The sequence below is a fragment of the Halomonas sp. 328 genome (genome assembly GCF_015645095.1).
Classification (GTDB): Bacteria; Pseudomonadota; Gammaproteobacteria; order Pseudomonadales; family Halomonadaceae; genus Bisbaumannia.
The window spans coordinates 49,355-66,518 of the sequence record NZ_JADOTW010000008.1 but is presented as its reverse complement, the minus strand read 5'-3'; the positions used below and the strand labels follow the sequence as shown (position 1 = coordinate 66,518).

Here is a 17,164-nt window from a genome sequence, read left to right as displayed (position 1 = left end):
CTGGATGCATAACAACGAGAAGCTCGAGGGCGCGCCATGACCGAACGCCGACTCCACCTGCTCAAGTGGCTTAGCCTGCTGGGGACCCTGGCGACCCTGGGAGTGATCCTGATCGGGGCCTGGACCCGACTGGTGGATGCCGGTCTGGGATGCCCCGACTGGCCGGGCTGCTATGGGCGCCTGGTGGTACCGGATGCCGCCACCGCCGCGGCGCATACCCCGGAGGCTCCCCTGGAGGCCTTCAAGGCCTGGGTGGAGATGGTGCACCGTTATGTGGCCTCGGCACTGGGACTGCTGGTACTGACCCTGGTGGGGCTGGGTTGGCGGTATCGTCGCCGGCTCGATTATCCCTGGCGTCTCTCCCTGGCCCTGCTCGGGCTGATCCTGCTGCAGGGCGCCTTCGGTGCCTTTACCGTGACCCTCAAGCTCTGGCCCCAGGTGGTCACCCTGCACCTGCTCGGTGGCATCGGGGTGCTGTCGCTCTTCCTGTGGCTGCATCTGCGCCTGCGCGAGCTCGTCGCCACGGGTCGACGCCTGCCTCGCCAGCGGCTCTCGCCGCTGTGGGGCCTGGCGGCGGCGTTGCTGGTGGGGCAGTTGGCCCTCGGCGGCTGGGTCTCCAGCAACTATGCGGGCATCGCCTGCCAGGGCTTTCCTACCTGCAATGGCCAGTGGTGGCCCGCCACGGACTGGAGCGAGGGGTTTCACCTGACCCAGACGGTCGGCCCTAACTACCTGCACGGCCAGCTGCATGCGGACGCCCGCACCGCCATTCACCTGGGCCACCGTCTCGGTGCCCTGGCGCTGGGGCTGGGGCTCTTGCTGCTGGCCTGGCGGGAGTGGCAGCGCCCAGGCCTGCGCCCTTACCTGGCGGGGCTCCTGGGGGTCTATGCCGGCCAGTTCGTGCTCGGGGTTGCCAATGTGCTCTGGTGGTTGCCCCTGGGGCTGGCCCTGGCGCATACCGCCGGGGCGGTCCTGCTGGCCCTGGCCCTGATCCTGGGGGGCTGGCAGGCGAGCCGTGTCGGGATCTTACGGCAAGCGAGTCACGAGGAGGTGGTTCATGCGTAATGCGCTGATGGTGACCGGGGCGTTGGGGCATGCCGGCGCGCCGTGGCGGGACCTGTTGACCCTGTGCAAGCCGCGGGTCGTGCTGGTGATGCTGGTCTGCGCCCTGGTGGGCATGGCCCTGGCCACGCCCTCGCTGCCGTCGCTCTCGGCGGTGGTCAATGGCCTGGTGGGCATCGGCCTGGCGGCGGGTGGGGCGGCCGCCTATAACCATGTGCTGGATCGCAAGCTGGACGCCCTGATGGCACGTACCGCACGGCGCCCCCTGGCGACCCAGCGCTTGTCGACGCCCCTGGCCCTGGCCTGGGCGACCCTGCTGTCGGCGTCGGGCATTGGCCTGCTGCTGTGGCAGGTCAATGCCCTGACCGCCTGGCTGACCCTGGCCTCGCTGATCGGTTATGCGCTCATCTACACCGCCTTCCTCAAGCGTGCCACGCCGCAGAATATCGTCATCGGCGGGGTGGCGGGGGCGGCGCCGCCGCTGCTCGGGTGGACGGCGATCACCGGCAGCCTGGGGCCCGAGCCGCTGCTGCTGATGTTGATCATCTTCGCCTGGACTCCGCCGCACTTCTGGGCCCTGGCCATCCACAAGCGCGACGAGTATGCCCGGGCCGGGGTCCCCATGCTGCCGGTGACCCATGGCGAGGCGTTCACGGGCTTGCAGATCTGGCTCTATGGCTGGTTGACGGTGGTGGTGACCCTGTTGCCCTTCGTGATCGGCATGAGTGGGGCCGTCTACCTGGTGGGGGTGATGGCGCTGAATCTGCGCTTCATGATGTGGAACTTCCGGGTCTGGCGTGGCGAGGACCCGCGGGCGCCCCTGGCCGCCTTCTGGTTCTCGATTCGCTACATCCTCGGCGTCTTCGGGGTGCTGTTGCTGGATCATTACGCCAGCGCACTGCCCTGGTAGGCCGGTGCCGGCCCTGCAATGCCAGACGCCGCCCGCGGGCGGCGTCTGGCGTTATGGCCGTGGCGACAGGGTCACCAGAACCAGCTCACCAGCAGATAGGCCATCAGGGTCACCACCAGGGTGCTCATGACGTTGAGCATAAAGCCGGCGCGGATCATCGACTGGATCTTCATATGGCCGGTGGCGAAGACGATGGCGTTGGGCGGCGTGGCCACCGGCATCATGAAGGCGCAGCTGGCGGCGATGGCGGCGGGCACCGTGATCAGCAGGGGAGAGATATCCAGCGACAGTGCCAGGGCGCCGAGCAGGGGCAGGAAGGCCGCGGCGGTGGCAGTATTCGAGGTCACCTCGGTGAGGAAGATGATCACCAGCACCACGATGCCGACCAGGGCCAGCAGCGGCAGTACCCCGAACAGCGAGAGCTGCTCGGCGATCCACTCGGCGAGGCCCGACTGGCTGATGGCCCCGGCCAGGGCCAGGCCGCCGCCGAACAGCAGCAGGATGCCCCAGGGCAGGGTCTTGGCGGCGTCCCAGTCCAGCAGGCGCTCCCCCACGCCACGGCCGCTGGGAATCAGGAACAGCAGCAGGCCGGCGGCGATGGCGATACCGGTATCGCTGAGCCAGTCGAGGCCCAGGTCATTGAGCAGGGGGCGTGCCACCCAGGCCAGGGCGGCCAGCAGGAAGACGATGCCGACCCGTCGCTCCGCCGGCGTCAGGGCGCCCAGCTGGGTCAGCTCGTCGCGGATCATCTGGCCGCCATCGTCACCGTGCTTCAGGGCGAAGCCGCCACGGCCGAGCCACCACCAGGCCAGGAACATCATCACCATGCTGATCGGCAGGCCGATCACCATCCACTGGGCGAAGCCCACGTCGATGCCACGGGATTCGGCGAGGTAGCCGGCCAGCAGGGCATTGGGCGGGGTGCCGATCAGGGTGGCCACGCCACCGATGCTGGCGGAGTAGGCGATGGCCAGCAGCAGGGCGGTGGCATAGCGGGCCAGCTCCTTGGGGTCGTTGTCCTGCCCCAGCAGGCTCACCACCGACATGCCGATGGGCAACATCATGATGGCGGTAGCGGTATTCGAGACCCACATGCTGAGGAAGCCGGTAGCGATCATGAAACCGGCGATCTGGCGGCGTGGCTGGTGGCCCACCACCCGCAGCACATGCAGGGCGATGCGCCGGTGCAGCTCCCAGCGCTGCATGGCGATCCCCAGCAGGAAGCCCCCCAGGAAGAGGTAGATGATGGGGTTGGCATAACTGCTGCTGACCTGCCCCATGGGGGCGATGCCCAGTGCCGGTACCAGCAGCAGGGGGAGCAAGGAGGTAGCGGGGATCGGAATCGCCTCGGTGGACCACCAGGTAGCCATCAGCAGTCCCAGGCCGGCACATAGCCAGGCGCTATCGCTCATGCCGGCGGGGGCCGGAAAGATCAGGGCCACGAGCAACCAGGCCGGCCCCAGCCAGAGGCCGATGCGGGCGGCTGGCCCCGGTGGCTGAGAAGGCTCGGTGACGGTGGGGTGAGGCGTCTGCACAGACTTGGCCATGACATATCCTTATATGAGCTGGCGATTTGCGGCGCATTGTACGAGTCGGCCCCGAGGCCTGCCAGCCCTGTCGACGCTATCGAACCGGCCTGGGCCGGGCTCTGATGGCGATTCGCCAGGGGCTTGCCGCTGCGGGGCTCTGCCGTTAGGGTAGCGGCTCGACAAGGGAGGAGTGCCCATGACATCCAGCGAATGGCTCCCGCGACCCCGGCTTCGTGCGCTCTGCGCCCAGGCCGGCGAGACGATCCTGGCGGTTCGTGCCCGCGGCGACTGGGAGCAGCGGCAGAAGGCCGATGCCAGTCCGGTCACCGCCGCCGATCGGGCCGCCCACGACTGCCTGGTGGCGGGGCTGGCATCCCTGACCCCGGAGGTGCCGGTGCTCTCCGAGGAGGCGGTGGTGCCCTGGGAGGCGCGCCGCCGCTGGACGCGCTACTGGCTGGTGGACCCGCTGGACGGGACCCGGGAGTTCATCGAGGGCTTCGATGACTTCACCGTCAACCTGGCCCTGGTGGAGGCGGGCCGGGTGCGTTATGGGGTGGTGCATGCCCCGGTGACCGGAACGACCTGGGAGGGTGGTCTCGGCCTGGGGGCCTGGCGCTGGCAGGCCGGCCATGGCGAGGCGATCAGGGTGGCCCCCCAGTGGCCGCCGCGAGTGGTGGCCAGTCGTGCCCACCTGGATGCGCACACCGAGGCCTGGCTGCGGCGCTTTCCCGAGGCTCGACTGTTGCGCTATGGCAGTTCGGTAAAGTTCTGCCGCATCGCCGAGGGGGCGGCGGATCTCTACCCGCGCTTCGCGCCCACCAGCGAGTGGGACACAGCTGCCGCTCAAGGGGTGCTGGAGGGGGCAGGGGGGGCCGTGCTGGAGGCCCGGACGTTGGTCCCCCTGGGGTACAACCGAGGGGAATCGCTGCGTAACCCCGACTTTATCGCCAGTGGTGACCCCCAGGGCCGTTGGCGCGAGATGGCGGAATAGTCGATCTTGCTTGATATCTTGTATAAGTCTTGTATCGTTAAGAGGTGGTCCAGCGTGACGCTCGACACCGATTAGAGAGGTCTTTCCATGAGTACACCCCTGGCCCTCGCACTGGCCGCGCTGGCATTGATCATCATCGCCGGCCTGTCGGGTTATGCCTGGAGCCTGTGGCGTGAGGTCAAGCGCCGGGAGGCATTCCGCGCCGAAGAGATTCGCCGCGCCCACGAGCAGTGCCTCGAGGGGCTGGGTGCCGTGGCGCAGGCCATGCTGAGCGAACAGGTGGATATCACCGAGGGCTCGCTGCGTTGCAAGGTGATGCTGGAGATCATCGACCCCCGGCTGATCGAACGCGACGATTTCCGGGTCTTCGGCGAGGTGCATGCGCGAACCGCGCACCTGCATACCCATTCGGCACGCCAGGCGCTCTCTCCCCGGGAGCGATTCAAGGAAGACAAGGAGCGCCTGGCGGTAGAGGATGAGCTAAAGCCCTCTGCCCTGGTTGCCGCCCAGGCGGTGCTGGAGTTCAAGCAGCGTTGGCCTCAAAGCTTGCATTGAATGTGCATCGCCACTTGGCAGTCAAGGGGCGCCATGAGATGATAAATCATGCGTATAAGCACTGGCCGATCTAGTGCCGATGTGTTTACTTTGCAAAGGAATGCTGCGCGGTTGCGGCTTCCCTTTTCGGGTTCTCGTCACTGCTTTCGGGAATTCGTCTTGTGCGTCACGTGACGACTAGCACTGCGTCAAAGAAGGAGTCTTAATATGAAAAAAGCAACGACTGGTCTGCTGCTCGGTTCCGCCCTGGCCCTCGGCCTCTCCGGCTGTGCCACCCCCAACACGACCCCCTCCTCCGATCGTCCCTGGTACCAGCAGCCCGTGGTCTGCGGTATCGCCGGCGGCCTGATCGGTGGCAGCATCGGTTACGCCACCAGCGGTAGCTCCGATGAGGAGCGTGGCGCCGCCATCGGTGCCGGTACCGGCGCCGCCATCGGCGGCCTGCTGTGTGCCGATCGCACCCCCGAGCCGGTGGCCGAGCCCGCCCCGATGCCCGAGCCCGCCCCGGAACCCGAAGTGCCGGAATTCGAGCCGGTGGTGCTGTCCAGCGAAGTCAACTTCGCCTTCGACTCCGCCGAGCTGACCCCGGCCGCCCGCCACACTCTGGACGACGTGGCTCTGCGTCTGACGCGCAGCAGCCCGGACGTGCGCGTGCATATCGCCGGCCACACCGACTCCACGGGTTCCGCCCAGTACAACCAGGGCCTGTCCCAGCGTCGTGCCGACTCCGTGCGTGATTACCTGATCTCCCGTGGTGTCGAGGGCAGCCGCCTGGTGGCCCGCGGCTTCGGTGAGGAGCGCCCGGTGGCCAGCAATGCCACCGACGCCGGCCGCGCCGAGAACCGTCGTGTCGAGCTGGATGTGCTGAACTAAGCACGTCGCTTTCGCCGCGATCTCAGGGGTGCCTTCGGGCACCCCTGTTTCGTTGGGGCCATGGCGCGAGCCTATCCAGATCTGCTAAAGTCTCTGCTCTTCGAGTCCTCGGTGCTACCGGTAGCTTCGGTCGGCCGTCGCCCTTGGTTGGGGCGCCCCGGTGGCTCGAATGCCCCCTTCATTTTCTGACCTGCGACACGTGAGCCCTGGTATGGCCCACCACTGCGCGTTAAGGATAAGCAATGCCCATCGTTACTCTGCCCGACGGCACCCAGAAATCCTTCGATGCCCCCCTCACGGTGATGGAACTCGCCGAGTCCATCGGCCCCGGCCTGGCCAAGGCCTGCGTGGCCGGCAAGATCGACGGCGTGGCCGTGGATGCCGCCGATGTGATCGACCATGACGCCGAGGTGGCGATCCTGACCGCCCGCGATGCCGAAGGGCTGGAAGTGATTCGTCACTCCTGTGCCCACCTGATCGGGCATGCCGTCAAGCAGCTCTACCCCGAGGCCAAGATGGCCATCGGCCCGGTGATCGACGACGGCTTCTACTATGACGTGGATTTCGGCCGCTCGGTGACACCGGAGGACCTCGAGGCCATCGAGCAGCGCATGAAGGCGCTGATCGATACCGGCTACGATGTGGTGCGCGAGTACGTGGATCGCGACAAGGCGATGCTCACCTTCCTGCATCGCGACGAGCCCTACAAACAGGAGATCGTCCGCGAGATTCCCGAAGGCGAGACCATCCGCCTCTATCACCACGAAGAGTACACCGACATGTGTCGGGGGCCCCATGTGCCCAACACCCGGCACCTCAAGTCGTTCAAGCTGACCAAGCTGGCCGGCGCCTACTGGCGGGGCGATGCCTCCAAGCCGATGCTGACGCGCATCTACGGCACCGCCTGGGGCGACAAGAAGGCGCTCAAGGCCTACCTCAAGCGCCTCGAGGAGGCGGAGAAGCGCGATCACCGCAAGCTGGCCAAGAAGCTCGACCTCTTCCACCTCCAGGAAGAGGCACCGGGGATGGTCTTCTGGCACCCCAATGGCTGGACCATGTACCAGGCGCTGGAGCAGTACATGCGCCGGGTGCAGATCGCCAACGGTTACCAGGAGATCAAGACCCCCCAGGTGGTGGACCTCTCCCTGTGGAAGAAGTCGGGACACTGGGGGCACTACAGCGAGCTGATGTTCACCACCGAGTCGGAGAAGCGCGACTATGCGGTGAAGCCGATGAACTGCCCCTGCCACGTCCAGGTGTTCAACCAGGGCCTGAAGAGCTACCGGGACCTGCCGCTGCGCCTGGCGGAGTTCGGCAGCTGTCACCGCAACGAGCCCTCCGGGGCCCTGCACGGCCTGATGCGGGTGCGTGGCTTCACCCAGGACGATGCGCATATCTTCTGTACCGAGGGGCAGATCCAGGCCGAGGCCGAGGCCTTCATCGCCCTGACTCTCGAGGTCTACCGGGAGCTCGGCTTCGAGGACGTGGAGCTCAAGCTCTCCACGCGGCCCGACGACTTCCTGGGTGAGCCGGAAATGTGGGATCGCGCCGAGGCGGGCCTCGAGGCCGCCCTCGACAGCACCGGCCTCGCCTGGGAGCTGCAGCCGGGGGAAGGGGCCTTCTACGGGCCCAAGATCGAATTCTCCCTGCGTGACTGCCTCAATCGGGTCTGGCAGTGCGGCACCCTGCAGCTCGACTTCAACCTGCCGGGGCGCCTCGGTGCCCAGTACGTGGACGAGGAGGGGGCGCGCCAGACGCCGGTCATGCTGCACCGGGCCATCCTCGGTTCCTTCGAGCGCTTCCTGGGCATCCTGATCGAACACTACGCCGGCGCCATGCCGCTGTGGCTGGCGCCCCAGCAGGTGGCGATCCTCAATATCACCGATGCCCAGCGTGATTATGTGCTCGATCTCGAGCGGCGGCTGCAGAAAATCGGCGCCCGGGCCAAGGCGGACTTGAGGAACGAGAAGATCGGCTTTAAAATCCGGGAGCATACGTTGCAGAAGGTCCCCTACCTCTTGGTGGTGGGGGATAAGGAAGTCGAATCCGGCGCTGTTGCCGTGCGTACCCGCAGTGGCGAGGATCTCGGCAGCATAAAGGTCGATGACCTGCTCGCTCGGCTGACCGCCGAGGGGTTATAATGACAACGTCACTCAGAACGGAGATTTAGCGATCAAGCGTAATAATCAGCGAGGGCGCGTCCAGGACAAGCGTCCGCCAATGAACGAGCGTATCACCGAAGACCAGGTTCGCCTCATCGATGCCGATGGCGAACAGCTGGGCATCGTCTCTACCCAGGAAGCCCTGGAGAAGGCCGAAGCCGCGGGTCTCGACCTCGTACAGATCTCCAATGCCGACCCCATCGTCTGCAAGATCATGGACTACGGCAAGTTCGTCTTCGAGCAGAAGAAGCAGAAGGCGGCGCAGAAGAAGAAGACCAAGCAGATCCAGGTCAAGGAGGTCAAGTTCCGACCCGGGACCGACGAGGGCGACTATCAGGTGAAGCTGAAGAACCTGACTCGCTTCCTCGAAGGGGGCGACAAGGGGAAAGTCACCCTGCGCTTCCGGGGACGTGAAATGGCCCACCAGGACATCGGCCGCAAGCTGATGGAGCGGATCGCCGCCGATCTCGAGGAGATCGGTAGCGTGGAGTCCTTCCCCAAGATGGAAGGGCGCCAGATGATCATGATTCTTGCTCCCAAGAAGAAGTGATCGTCGACAAGAAGTGATCCATGGGCAAGTCAACGGGCCCTCGCTTTCCCCGGAAGGCGAGGGCAGGCCTTGGGTTTTCTGAAAAATTTCGAGCGGAGTTGTCCCTCATGCCGAAGATCAAGAGCAACAGCGGCGCTGCCAAGCGCTTCAAGAAGACCGCCAATGGCTTCAAGCACAAGCAGTCGTTCCGTAGCCACATCCTGACCAAGAAGTCCACCAAGCGTAAGCGTCAGCTGCGTGGGATGAAGCAGATCCACGACGCCGATAAGGCCCTGATTCAGCGCATGCTGCCGAATCTGTAAGCCCTTTTGGTCGACCATTTCTAACGTCAGGAGAAAGCCATGACTCGTGTCAAGCGTGGTGTCGTCGCACGTCGCCGTCACAAGAAGATTCTGAAGCAGGCCAAGGGTTACTACGGTGCCCGTTCGCGGGTCTTCCGCGTCGCCAAGCAGGCCGTCATCAAGGCCGGTCAGTACGCCTACCGCGACCGTCGTCAGCGCAAGCGTCAGTTCCGTGCCCTGTGGATCGCGCGTATCAACGCCGCATCCCGTCAGAACGGCCTGTCCTACAGCCGCTTCATCGCCGGCCTGAAGAAGGCGGGCATCGAGATCGACCGTAAGGTCCTGGCCGATCTCGCGGTTCACGAAAAAGCCGCCTTTGCCGCCATCGTCGAGAAGGCCAAGGCTGCCCAGTAAGTGTGACCGACCCACAGGAGCGCCTCGCCAGACCGGCGGGGTGCCTCCTGCGAAGGTTCCAGGGGAAGAGCAGCCGCTCTTCCCCTGTTTTTTTATCTGACCGCCATGGGGTCGATGCCGTGGCGGCACATTCGGAGCGCAACGGATGGATCATCTTCCCACTCTGGTCGCCGAGGCCCGCCGCGCCATCGAGCAGGCCGATACTGTCCAGGCCCTGGATGAGGTGCGGGTGCACTACCTGGGCAAGAAGGGTGAGATCACCGCCCTGCTCAAGGGCCTCGGCAAGCTCTCCGCCGAGGAGCGCCCGGCGGCGGGCGAGCGCATCAACCAGGCCAAGCAGACGCTGGCCGGCGAGCTGGAGTCACGCAAGGCGAGCCTGGAGAAGGCCGCCCTCGACGCGCGGCTGGCGGCGGAGCGCCTGGACGTGACCCTGCCCGGGCGGGGGCAGCCCCAGGGCAGCCTGCACCCGGTGACTCGCACCCTGGAGCGCATCGAGGGGCTCTTTACCCGCATCGGCTACGACGTGGCCGTGGGGCCGGAGATCGAAGACGATTACCATAACTTCGAGGCCCTCAATATTCCCGCCCATCACCCGGCGCGGGGCATGGCGGACACCTTCTATTTCGATGCCACCCGACTGCTGCGGACCCATACCTCGCCGGTCCAGGTGCGCACCATGAAGGAGGGCAAGCTGCCGATCCGCATCGTCTGCCCGGGGCGGGTCTATCGCAGCGACTCGGACCTGACCCACACGCCCATGTTCCATCAGGTGGAAGGCCTGCTGGTGGACGAGGACGTCAGCTTCGCCGACCTCAAGGGCACCATCGAGGATTTCCTCCACGCCTTCTTCGAGCGCGACGATCTCTCGGTGCGCTTCCGTCCCTCCTATTTCCCCTTCACCGAGCCCTCCGCCGAGGTGGATATCCAGTGCGTGATGTGCAGCGGCGAGGGTTGCCGGGTCTGCGGTCACAGCGGCTGGCTGGAAGTGATGGGCTGCGGCATGGTGCATCCGGAGGTGTTCCGTCACTCCGGCATCGATGCCGAGCGCTACACCGGCTTCGCCTTCGGCATGGGCGCCGAGCGCCTGGCCATGCTGCGCTACGGGGTCAATGACCTGCGGCTGTTCTTCGACAACGACCTGCGCTTCCTGCGCCAGTTCGCCTGATAACCCGGACCGCTCAACACAGGATTCGTCATGAAATTTTCCGAACAGTGGCTGCGCGAGTGGGTCTCTCCCAGCGTGGCGACCCAGGCACTGGCCGATCAGATCACCATGGCCGGCCTGGAGGTGGATGCCGTGGAGCCGGTGGCGCCGGCCTTCTCCGGCGTGGTGGTGGCCGAGGTCATCGAGAAGAGCCAGCATCCGGATGCCGACAAGCTCAATGTCTGTCAGGTCAATGACGGTGGCGAGGCCCCGGTGCAGGTGGTGTGTGGGGCCCCCAATGTGGCCGCCGGCCAGAAGATCGCCTTCGCCCGGGTCGGTGCGCTGCTGCCCGGCGACTTCAAGATCAAGAAGGCCAAGCTACGCGGCCAGGCCTCACACGGCATGATCTGCTCCGCCTCCGAGCTGGGCCTGGCCGAGGAGACTTCCGCGGGGATTCTGGTGCTGCCCGCGGATGCCCCGGTGGGCGAGGACTTTCGCGCCTACATGGGCCTCGACGATCACGCCATCGAGGTGGACCTGACGCCCAACCGGGGCGACTGCCTGAGCCTCCAGGGCCTGGCCCGGGAGGTCGGCGTCCTCAACCGCCTGCCGGTGGTGGGACCCGCCGAGGCGCCGGTGGCCGCGACCCACGAGGCGACCTTTCCGGTCGCGGTGAGCGACCCCGAGCGCTGCCCCCGCTACCTGGGCCGGCTGATCCAGGGCGTCGACGTCGGCGCGCCGACCCCGCTATGGATGGTCGAACGACTGCGGCGTAGCGGCCTGCGCAGCATCGATGCGGTGGTGGATATCACCAACTACGTGATGCTCGAGCTGGGCCAGCCCCTGCACGCCTTCGATCGTGCCAATCTCCATGAGGGGATCCAGGTGCGTCTGGCCCGGGAGGGCGAGCGCCTGGTGCTGCTGGATGGCCAGGAGATCACCCTGCGCGCCGAGACCCTGGTGATCGCCGACGGTCGCGGCCCCCTGGCCATCGCCGGAGTGATGGGCGGCGAGCACTCCGGCGTCAATGCCGAGACCCGGGACATCTTCCTGGAGTCGGCCTTCTTCACCCAGCTGGCGGTGGCCGGCCAGGCGCGCTCCTACGGCCTGCACACCGATGCCTCCCACCGCTTCGAGCGGGGCGTCGATCCGACCCTGGCCCGACGCGCCATGGAGCGGGCGACCCAGTTACTGCTGGAGATCGTCGGCGGCGAGCCGGGCCCGGTGGTGGAGGCGGCGAGCCCCGCCCATCTGCCCGCCGAGCGCCGCGTGATCCTGCGCAAGGCGCGCCTCGCCCAGGCCCTGGGTCTCGAACTCGATGATGCCGAGGTGGCGGAGATCCTGACCCGGCTGGGCCTGGCGGTGGATGCCGTCGAATCGGGCTGGGAGGCCGAAGTCCCCTCCTGGCGCTTCGATCTCGCCATCGAGGAGGACCTGATCGAGGAGGTGGCGCGGATCTACGGTTACAACCGCCTGCCGGTGCGTCGCCCGGCGGCACGCCTGGCGCTGCGTCCCGATGGCGAGAGCCGCCAGCCGCTGGCCCGCCTGCGTCGCCAGCTGGTGGCCCGGGGCTACCAGGAGGCGATCACCTACAGCTTCGTGGCCCCGGAGCTGCAGGCGACCCTGCTCCCCGAGGCGGTCTCGCCGCGCCTGGCCAACCCCATCTCCAGCGACATGGCGGTGATGCGGGCGAGCCTCTTCCCGGGCCTGATCAAGGCCTTCGAGCATAACCTCAACCGCCAGCAGAATCGGGTGCGGCTGTTCGAGAGCGGTCTGGTGTTCCGTGGCGAGCTGGACGACCTGCACCAGATCCCCATGCTGGGTGGCCTGGTCAGCGGCAGTCGTGACCCGGAAGGCTGGTGTGGCGCCAAGGAGAAGGTCGATTTCTTCGATCTCAAGGGTGACCTGGAGAGCCTGCTGGCCCTCGGCGGCGAGCCCGAGGCGTGGCGCTTCGAGCCGGCCACCCATAGCGCCCTGCACCCGGGCCAGAGCGCGCGGCTCCTGCATCGCGGCGAGGAGGCCGGCTGGATCGGCACCCTGCATCCCGCGGCCAAGGCAAGCCTGGGCCTCAAGGCGGATGCGGTCCTCTTCGAGGTGCGTCTCGACGCCCTGACCCACGGCAAGCTGCCGGCCTTCGCGCCGCTCTCCCGCTACCCGGAGGTGCGCCGCGATCTGGCCTTCCTGGTGGCCGATGACCTGCCGATCCAGGCGCTGCTCGACTGCCTGCGCGAGCAGGCCGGCGACTGGCTCCAGGAACTGCGGCTGTTCGATGTCTACCAGGGGCAGGGGGTCGAGCCGGGCCACAAGAGTGTCGCCCTGGGCTTGACCTGGCAGCATCCTTCGCGCACGCTGAATGATGATGAAATCAATCAGTTAGTCGATGCGATCGTGGCCGAGTCCGGGTCGCGCTTCGGCGCCAGGCTGCGAGGCTGACGCCGATGGACACGGAGCGAGGGCGCGACGTCCAGCACGAGGGAGTGACCATGGGAGCATTGACCAAGGCGGAGCTCGCCGAACACCTGCACGTGGAGCTGGGGCTCTCCAAGCGGGATGCCAAGGCGATGGTGGAGACCTTCTTCGAGGAGATCCGCGGTTGCCTGCGGGAGAACGAGCAGGTCAAGCTGTCGGGGTTCGGCAACTTCGACCTGCGCGACAAGCGGGAACGACCGGGTCGCAACCCCAAGACCGGGGAGGAGATTCCCATCTCGGCGCGACGGGTGGTGACCTTCCGCCCGGGGCAGAAGCTCAAGAGCCGCGTGGGTGGCTTCGAGGGTACCCCCGACGTCTGATGCACTGACTCCGTTCACGACGAGGCCCCGGCAGCGCAAGCTGCCGGGGCCTCGTCGTCTAGGGAGTAGGTGGCCTAGACGATACCGCCTCCCTCCATCAGGTAAGTGATGATCACCTTGAAGAGATACCCCATCATGCCGGCGCCCAGCACGATAAACAGCATGAGGGTGCCGAACTTGCCGGCCTTGGAGCGGCGTGACAGATCCCAGATGATAAAGGTCATGAAGAGGATCAGGGTGCCGATCATGATCGGCGTGATCCAGGCCTCGAAGGTCTCCAGCATAGTGCCTCCCGGCGGCAAATAAGGCGCATTTTACCGCTCTCGCCGCGGGCATTCAGCGTCGCAGGCGCGACGCAATGCCGCAGCGAGAAGCGAGCCTTCCTTGATCTGGGTGCTGGACAGCGACTCACCCCTTCGGTGGATTCGGTCTCGGCCGCGGCTATGGTAATATCCGAGCAAATTCCTCAAGCAAAGCAAGCCCATGCCCACGCTCAAGATCTTCGTCGGAACCATGTATGGCGGCGCCCTGGACGTCGCCGAGCAGCTCAAGCCGCTCTTCGAACAGGCCGGATATCAGGTGACCGTGCTGGAGCAGGCCAGTCTGGCCGATCTGGTCGATGACAGGCCCGATCTGGCGCTGTTCTGTGTCTCCACCACCGGCAGTGGCGACTTCCCCGGCAATATCGTCCCCCTGGTGAGGGAGCTCGAGGAGCAGAGCCCCGGCCTGGTGGGACTGCGCTACGGGGTGATCGCCCTCGGCGACAGCTCCTACGTCGATACCTTCTGCGGTGCTGGTCGGAGTCTGGATGCGCTGCTGGCCGACCAGGGGGCCAGCCGCCTCGGCGAGCGGCTGGAGGTGGACGCCATGGAGACCTTCATGGCCGACGATGCGGCCCTGCCCTGGGCCGAGGCGTGGATCGCCGAGCAGCAACTGCAGGAGGCCTGATGCTGGCCACTCCCAATCCCGAACGTCTCAGTATCCTGGTGGGGCTGCTCGCCGCCATGCTGGGTACCCTGCCGCGCTACCTGCAGGGCGGGCACCGCTCGCAGCTACTGCTGCTCTCCCTGGCCGCCGCGGTGGTGGCCGTCGTGGCGCTGAGCCACTGGCGTCTGCTGGCCGTCGAGGCCCGACGCGAAGTGCCCGGATTGCTGCGTCGCCTGGCCTACGGGCTGGGCACCGGCCTGGCGCTGATGACCGCCTGGTATGCCCTGGCCTCCGCCTGGGTCGGTTGGCAGCAGTTGCTCTCCCACGGCCTGACCCTGGGCCTGCTGCTGCATGTGATGGGGCTCTGGTGGAAGCGCGAGGGCGCCTGATCCACGAAAAGGCGCCAGGAGCCTCGTCCGGCTCCTGGCGCCTCCTGTCTTCTCTTCCCTCTTCTTTTCTTACCCCAGCGTATAGCAGGGCACGTAGTCGCCGCTGAGCTTCATGCGGCCCTGGCCGACGAAGGAGGTCAACAGCTCGTCCAGGCGACGCATCAGCTCGGGTTCGGCGCTGAGACGGAAGGGGCCTTTGGCCTCGATGGCCCGCACGCCCTTGTCCTTCACGTTGCCGGCGACGATGCCCGAGAAGGCGCGACGCAGGTTGGCAGCCAGCTCATGGACCGGTAGGTCGCGGTTGAGGGCCAGGCTCGCCATGGCCTCGTGGGTGGGTTCGAAGGGGGCCTGGAAGTCGCGGTCGATGGTCAGGCGCCAGTTGTAGTAGAAGGCGTCCTGCTGTTCGCGACGGAAGGCGGTGACCTCGTCGATGCCGCGGCGCATGGCCCGAGCCACGCCGGTCGGGTCGTCGATCAGGATCTGGTAGCGGCTGCGCGCCTCCTCGCCCAGGGTATAGGCGAGGAATTCATCGATGCGGGCGAAGTAGTCGGCGCTGTTGGCCGGCCCGGTGAAGACCACCGGGAAGGGGATCTCCCGGTTATCGGGGTGCAGCAGGATGCCCAGCAGATAGAGGATCTCTTCGGCGGTGCCCACCCCGCCCGGGAACACCAGGATGCCGTGACCGACCCGCACGAAGGCCTCCAGGCGCTTCTCGATGTCCGGCATGATCACCAGCTCGTTGACGATGGGGTTGGGCGATTCGGCGGCGATGATGCCCGGCTCCGAGATCCCCAGGTAGCGGCCCTCCTTGCGGCGCTGCTTGGCATGGGCCACATTGGCGCCCTTCATGGGGCCCTTCATGGCGCCAGGGCCGCAGCCGGTACAGATGTCCATGTCGCGCAGGCCCAGGTGGTAGCCCACGTCCTTGGTGTACTCGTACTCCTCGCGACTGATGGAGTGGCCGCCCCAGCAGACCACCAGGCTGGGGTCGCGCCCCGGCTTGAGGGCGCCGGCCTTGCGCAGGATATGGAAGACCGCATTGGTGGTCCCCTCGCCGGTGGAGAGGTCGAAGCGGCGCTGGGTCTGGATCTCGTTGTAGACGTAGACCACGTCCCGCAGCACGGCGGAGAGCAGCTCGCGGATGCCGCGAATCATCTTGCCGTCGACGAAGGCTTCGGCCGGGGCATGGGTCAGCTTGAGGCGGATGCCACGATCCTCCTGGAGCACCTCGATATCGAAGTCGCGGTAGGTCTCCATCACGGCGCGGCCATCGTCGGTGGGGTTGCCGCAGTTGAGGACCGCCAGGGCACAGCAGCGCAGCAGGTCGTGCAGGCCGGCGGAGGAGGTGTCACGCAGGCGGTTGACCTCGGCCTGGGAGAGGACCTCCAGGCTGCCTTCCGGGGAGATGGTGGCGGAGATGGTGTCGGGCATGGCGGCTTCCTTGTCTGAGGGCGGCGCCGCGGGTTGCGACGCCTGCCGAAGGCGCTAACGATCTTTTCGAATGGTATCACGGGCTTCGCGCCTGAATTCAACCAATAAGCGCAGCGCTGCCAGCGGGCATCACTTCTGGTAGAATCGGCGTTTGCTGTCGTGCCTTTTCCCTTGGTTTAAGCGGCCCCGCCCCATGTTCAATGCGCTCTATTTTCGTACCTTTATCACCCTGGTGGAGACCGGCAGCTTCACCCAGACGGCGCGCCGCCTGGAGATGACCCAGCCGGGGGTCAGTCAACATGTGCGCAAGCTGGAGCAGTATCTGCAGAAGCCGCTGCTCAACCGCCACGGGCGGCGCTTTACCCTGACCGAGGCGGGGCGGCGTACCTATGACTATGCGGTCAAGCTGTTCGCCGAACACGAGCATTTCTGCCACTCCCTGGACGACGAGTCGCTGGATTCCGGCGAATGTCGCCTGGCCTCGCCGGGCAGTGTGGGGTTGATGTTCTACCCCTTTATCCTCGGCTATCAGCAGATGCATACCGGGCTGACGGTCAACTACAGCTTCGCCTTCAACAGCGAGATCGTCGCCGATGTGTTGGCCGGTCGCCACGACCTGGGGATCGTCACCGAGCCGGTGCGTCATCCGGAGCTCAATTGCGAGCTCTGGCATCAGGAGCCGCTGTGCCTGGTGGTGCCGGCGGATTTCATCGGCACCGGCTGGACCGACCTGGTGGCCCTGGGCTTCGTCAACTATTCCGACGGCCTGCAGCACGCCACCCAGTTGCTGCGCGCCAATTTTCCGGACGAGTTTCGCTCCATGAGTCGCTGTCCCCGGCAGGGCTTCACCAACGAGGTCTCCATGGTGATGGATGCGGTGGCCCGGGGCCTGGGCTTCAGCGTGGTATCGCGGCTGGTGCTGGAGACCTCGCCCTGGCAGCGCCAGGTCAAGGAGCTGAGCCTGCCCCAGGTGGTCCACGAGACCCTCTACCTGGTGACCCACTCCAGCACCGAGCTGCCGCGGCGCTATCGACGGCTGCTCGAGGAGTTCCGCGAGCAGCGTCGCCACGACCTCTACGGTTATTCCGAGGCCGGCGACTGAGGTCGGGCCGGGCGTGGTGATCCCCGGCGCCAACCTGGTCGACGATGCACCAAAC

The 17,164-nt window shown here is 66.4% G+C and carries 18 protein-coding genes; 15 read left to right on the top strand and 3 right to left on the bottom strand.

The features are described from left to right. Positions 1 to 36: 36 nt before the first annotated feature. Both IHD13_RS05490 and cyoE read left to right on the top strand, forming a co-directional pair. Positions 37 to 1,065, top strand: coding sequence for a COX15/CtaA family protein (locus tag IHD13_RS05490; RefSeq protein ID WP_195860029.1), 1,029 nt, complete (start codon positions 37 to 39; stop codon positions 1,063 to 1,065). Further along, positions 1,058 to 1,972, top strand: coding sequence for a heme o synthase (cyoE, locus tag IHD13_RS05485; protein WP_230086151.1), 915 nt, complete (start codon positions 1,058 to 1,060; stop codon positions 1,970 to 1,972). Before IHD13_RS05490 ends, cyoE begins: the two co-directional genes overlap by 8 nt. 71 nt (positions 1,973 to 2,043) lie before the next feature. Here cyoE and IHD13_RS05480 read toward each other — a convergent pair whose 3' ends face one another. Continuing rightward, a complete protein-coding gene (locus IHD13_RS05480) occupies positions 2,044 to 3,519 on the bottom strand; it encodes an SLC13 family permease (protein ID WP_195860028.1) in 1,476 nt (491 codons plus the stop codon). Positions 3,520 to 3,697: 178 nt separating this feature from the next. Here IHD13_RS05480 and cysQ point away from each other — a divergent pair, with 178 nt between their 5' ends. The 10 genes from cysQ (at position 3,698) to ihfA (ending at position 13,260) form a co-directional block, all read left to right on the top strand. Continuing rightward, on the top strand, positions 3,698 to 4,492 hold the full coding sequence (gene cysQ / locus IHD13_RS05475; protein ID WP_195860027.1) for a 3'(2'),5'-bisphosphate nucleotidase CysQ: 795 nt from the start codon (positions 3,698 to 3,700) through the stop codon (positions 4,490 to 4,492). A gap of 87 nt (positions 4,493 to 4,579) precedes the next feature. Next, positions 4,580 to 5,047: a DUF2489 domain-containing protein gene (locus tag IHD13_RS05470; protein ID WP_195860026.1), complete on the top strand. Its 468-nt coding sequence runs from the start codon at positions 4,580 to 4,582 to the stop codon at positions 5,045 to 5,047. A 207-nt stretch (positions 5,048 to 5,254) separates the two neighbouring features. After that, complete coding sequence (locus IHD13_RS18540) at positions 5,255 to 5,920, top strand: OmpA family protein (protein ID WP_195860025.1); 666 nt, start codon at positions 5,255 to 5,257, stop codon at positions 5,918 to 5,920. A 242-nt stretch (positions 5,921 to 6,162) separates the two neighbouring features. After that, the gene (gene thrS, locus IHD13_RS05460; protein WP_195860024.1) at positions 6,163 to 8,061 is read left to right on the top strand and encodes a threonine--tRNA ligase; all 1,899 of its coding nucleotides are present in this window, start codon (positions 6,163 to 6,165) and stop codon (positions 8,059 to 8,061) included. Positions 8,062 to 8,092: 31 nt separating this feature from the next. After that, the gene (infC, locus tag IHD13_RS05455) at positions 8,093 to 8,632 is read left to right on the top strand and encodes a translation initiation factor IF-3 (RefSeq protein ID WP_273668236.1); all 540 of its coding nucleotides are present in this window, start codon (positions 8,093 to 8,095) and stop codon (positions 8,630 to 8,632) included. A 107-nt stretch (positions 8,633 to 8,739) separates the two neighbouring features. After that, positions 8,740 to 8,934 carry a 50S ribosomal protein L35 gene (rpmI, locus tag IHD13_RS05450; RefSeq protein ID WP_089725334.1) on the top strand — a complete coding sequence of 65 codons (195 nt, stop codon included), beginning with the start codon at positions 8,740 to 8,742 and terminating at the stop codon, positions 8,932 to 8,934. A 39-nt stretch (positions 8,935 to 8,973) separates the two neighbouring features. Continuing rightward, positions 8,974 to 9,327 carry a 50S ribosomal protein L20 gene (rplT, locus tag IHD13_RS05445; protein WP_146801078.1) on the top strand — a complete coding sequence of 118 codons (354 nt, stop codon included), beginning with the start codon at positions 8,974 to 8,976 and terminating at the stop codon, positions 9,325 to 9,327. Between the two features lie 145 nt (positions 9,328 to 9,472). Beyond that, positions 9,473 to 10,492 carry a phenylalanine--tRNA ligase subunit alpha gene (pheS, locus tag IHD13_RS05440; protein WP_195860023.1) on the top strand — a complete coding sequence of 340 codons (1,020 nt, stop codon included), beginning with the start codon at positions 9,473 to 9,475 and terminating at the stop codon, positions 10,490 to 10,492. Between the two features lie 30 nt (positions 10,493 to 10,522). Beyond that, positions 10,523 to 12,904 carry a phenylalanine--tRNA ligase subunit beta gene (gene pheT / locus IHD13_RS05435; RefSeq protein ID WP_195860022.1) on the top strand — a complete coding sequence of 794 codons (2,382 nt, stop codon included), beginning with the start codon at positions 10,523 to 10,525 and terminating at the stop codon, positions 12,902 to 12,904. Positions 12,905 to 12,954: 50 nt separating this feature from the next. Continuing rightward, positions 12,955 to 13,260, top strand: a complete 306-nt coding sequence (ihfA, locus tag IHD13_RS05430; RefSeq protein ID WP_195860021.1) for an integration host factor subunit alpha — start codon at positions 12,955 to 12,957, stop codon at positions 13,258 to 13,260. A 74-nt stretch (positions 13,261 to 13,334) separates the two neighbouring features. Here ihfA and IHD13_RS05425 read toward each other — a convergent pair whose 3' ends face one another. Then, on the bottom strand, positions 13,335 to 13,544 hold the full coding sequence (locus IHD13_RS05425) for a DUF2788 domain-containing protein (protein WP_195860020.1): 210 nt from the start codon (positions 13,542 to 13,544) through the stop codon (positions 13,335 to 13,337). A 199-nt stretch (positions 13,545 to 13,743) separates the two neighbouring features. On the opposite strand from IHD13_RS05425, the gene IHD13_RS05420 reads away from it, so the two are divergent. Further along, positions 13,744 to 14,208 (top strand): flavodoxin, encoded by a 465-nt coding sequence (locus tag IHD13_RS05420; protein ID WP_195860019.1) that lies wholly within the window; start codon positions 13,744 to 13,746, stop codon positions 14,206 to 14,208. Beyond that, entirely contained in the window at positions 14,208 to 14,576 is a 369-nt protein-coding gene (locus tag IHD13_RS05415; RefSeq protein WP_195860018.1) for a hypothetical protein, read from the top strand. The genes IHD13_RS05420 and IHD13_RS05415 overlap by 1 nt, the downstream gene beginning before the upstream one ends. 69 nt (positions 14,577 to 14,645) lie before the next feature. Here IHD13_RS05415 and ppnN read toward each other — a convergent pair whose 3' ends face one another. Further along, positions 14,646 to 16,007, bottom strand: coding sequence for a nucleotide 5'-monophosphate nucleosidase PpnN (gene ppnN / locus IHD13_RS05410; protein ID WP_230086150.1), 1,362 nt, complete (start codon positions 16,005 to 16,007; stop codon positions 14,646 to 14,648). A gap of 193 nt (positions 16,008 to 16,200) precedes the next feature. Here ppnN and IHD13_RS05405 point away from each other — a divergent pair, with 193 nt between their 5' ends. Beyond that, entirely contained in the window at positions 16,201 to 17,109 is a 909-nt protein-coding gene (locus tag IHD13_RS05405) for a LysR family transcriptional regulator (RefSeq protein ID WP_195860017.1), read from the top strand. Positions 17,110 to 17,164 lie beyond the last annotated feature (55 nt).

What these genes read in the sequence shown, in the direction of transcription:
- IHD13_RS05490 (WP_195860029.1), top strand. Translation starts at nt 37, where the DNA reads ATGACCGAACGCCGACTCCACCTGCTCAAGTGGCTTAGCCTGCTGGGG.
- cyoE (WP_230086151.1), top strand. Translation starts at nt 1,058, where the DNA reads ATGCGTAATGCGCTGATGGTGACCGGGGCGTTGGGGCATGCCGGCGCG.
- IHD13_RS05480 (WP_195860028.1), bottom strand. Translation starts at nt 3,519, where the DNA reads ATGGCCAAGTCTGTGCAGACGCCTCACCCCACCGTCACCGAGCCTTCT.
- cysQ (WP_195860027.1), top strand. Translation starts at nt 3,698, where the DNA reads ATGACATCCAGCGAATGGCTCCCGCGACCCCGGCTTCGTGCGCTCTGC.
- IHD13_RS05470 (WP_195860026.1), top strand. Translation starts at nt 4,580, where the DNA reads ATGAGTACACCCCTGGCCCTCGCACTGGCCGCGCTGGCATTGATCATC.
- IHD13_RS18540 (WP_195860025.1), top strand. Translation starts at nt 5,255, where the DNA reads ATGAAAAAAGCAACGACTGGTCTGCTGCTCGGTTCCGCCCTGGCCCTC.
- thrS (WP_195860024.1), top strand. Translation starts at nt 6,163, where the DNA reads ATGCCCATCGTTACTCTGCCCGACGGCACCCAGAAATCCTTCGATGCC.
- rpmI (WP_089725334.1), top strand. Translation starts at nt 8,740, where the DNA reads ATGCCGAAGATCAAGAGCAACAGCGGCGCTGCCAAGCGCTTCAAGAAG.
- rplT (WP_146801078.1), top strand. Translation starts at nt 8,974, where the DNA reads ATGACTCGTGTCAAGCGTGGTGTCGTCGCACGTCGCCGTCACAAGAAG.
- pheS (WP_195860023.1), top strand. Translation starts at nt 9,473, where the DNA reads ATGGATCATCTTCCCACTCTGGTCGCCGAGGCCCGCCGCGCCATCGAG.
- pheT (WP_195860022.1), top strand. Translation starts at nt 10,523, where the DNA reads ATGAAATTTTCCGAACAGTGGCTGCGCGAGTGGGTCTCTCCCAGCGTG.
- ihfA (WP_195860021.1), top strand. Translation starts at nt 12,955, where the DNA reads ATGGGAGCATTGACCAAGGCGGAGCTCGCCGAACACCTGCACGTGGAG.
- IHD13_RS05425 (WP_195860020.1), bottom strand. Translation starts at nt 13,544, where the DNA reads ATGCTGGAGACCTTCGAGGCCTGGATCACGCCGATCATGATCGGCACC.
- IHD13_RS05420 (WP_195860019.1), top strand. Translation starts at nt 13,744, where the DNA reads ATGCCCACGCTCAAGATCTTCGTCGGAACCATGTATGGCGGCGCCCTG.
- IHD13_RS05415 (WP_195860018.1), top strand. Translation starts at nt 14,208, where the DNA reads ATGCTGGCCACTCCCAATCCCGAACGTCTCAGTATCCTGGTGGGGCTG.
- ppnN (WP_230086150.1), bottom strand. Translation starts at nt 16,007, where the DNA reads ATGCCCGACACCATCTCCGCCACCATCTCCCCGGAAGGCAGCCTGGAG.
- IHD13_RS05405 (WP_195860017.1), top strand. Translation starts at nt 16,201, where the DNA reads ATGTTCAATGCGCTCTATTTTCGTACCTTTATCACCCTGGTGGAGACC.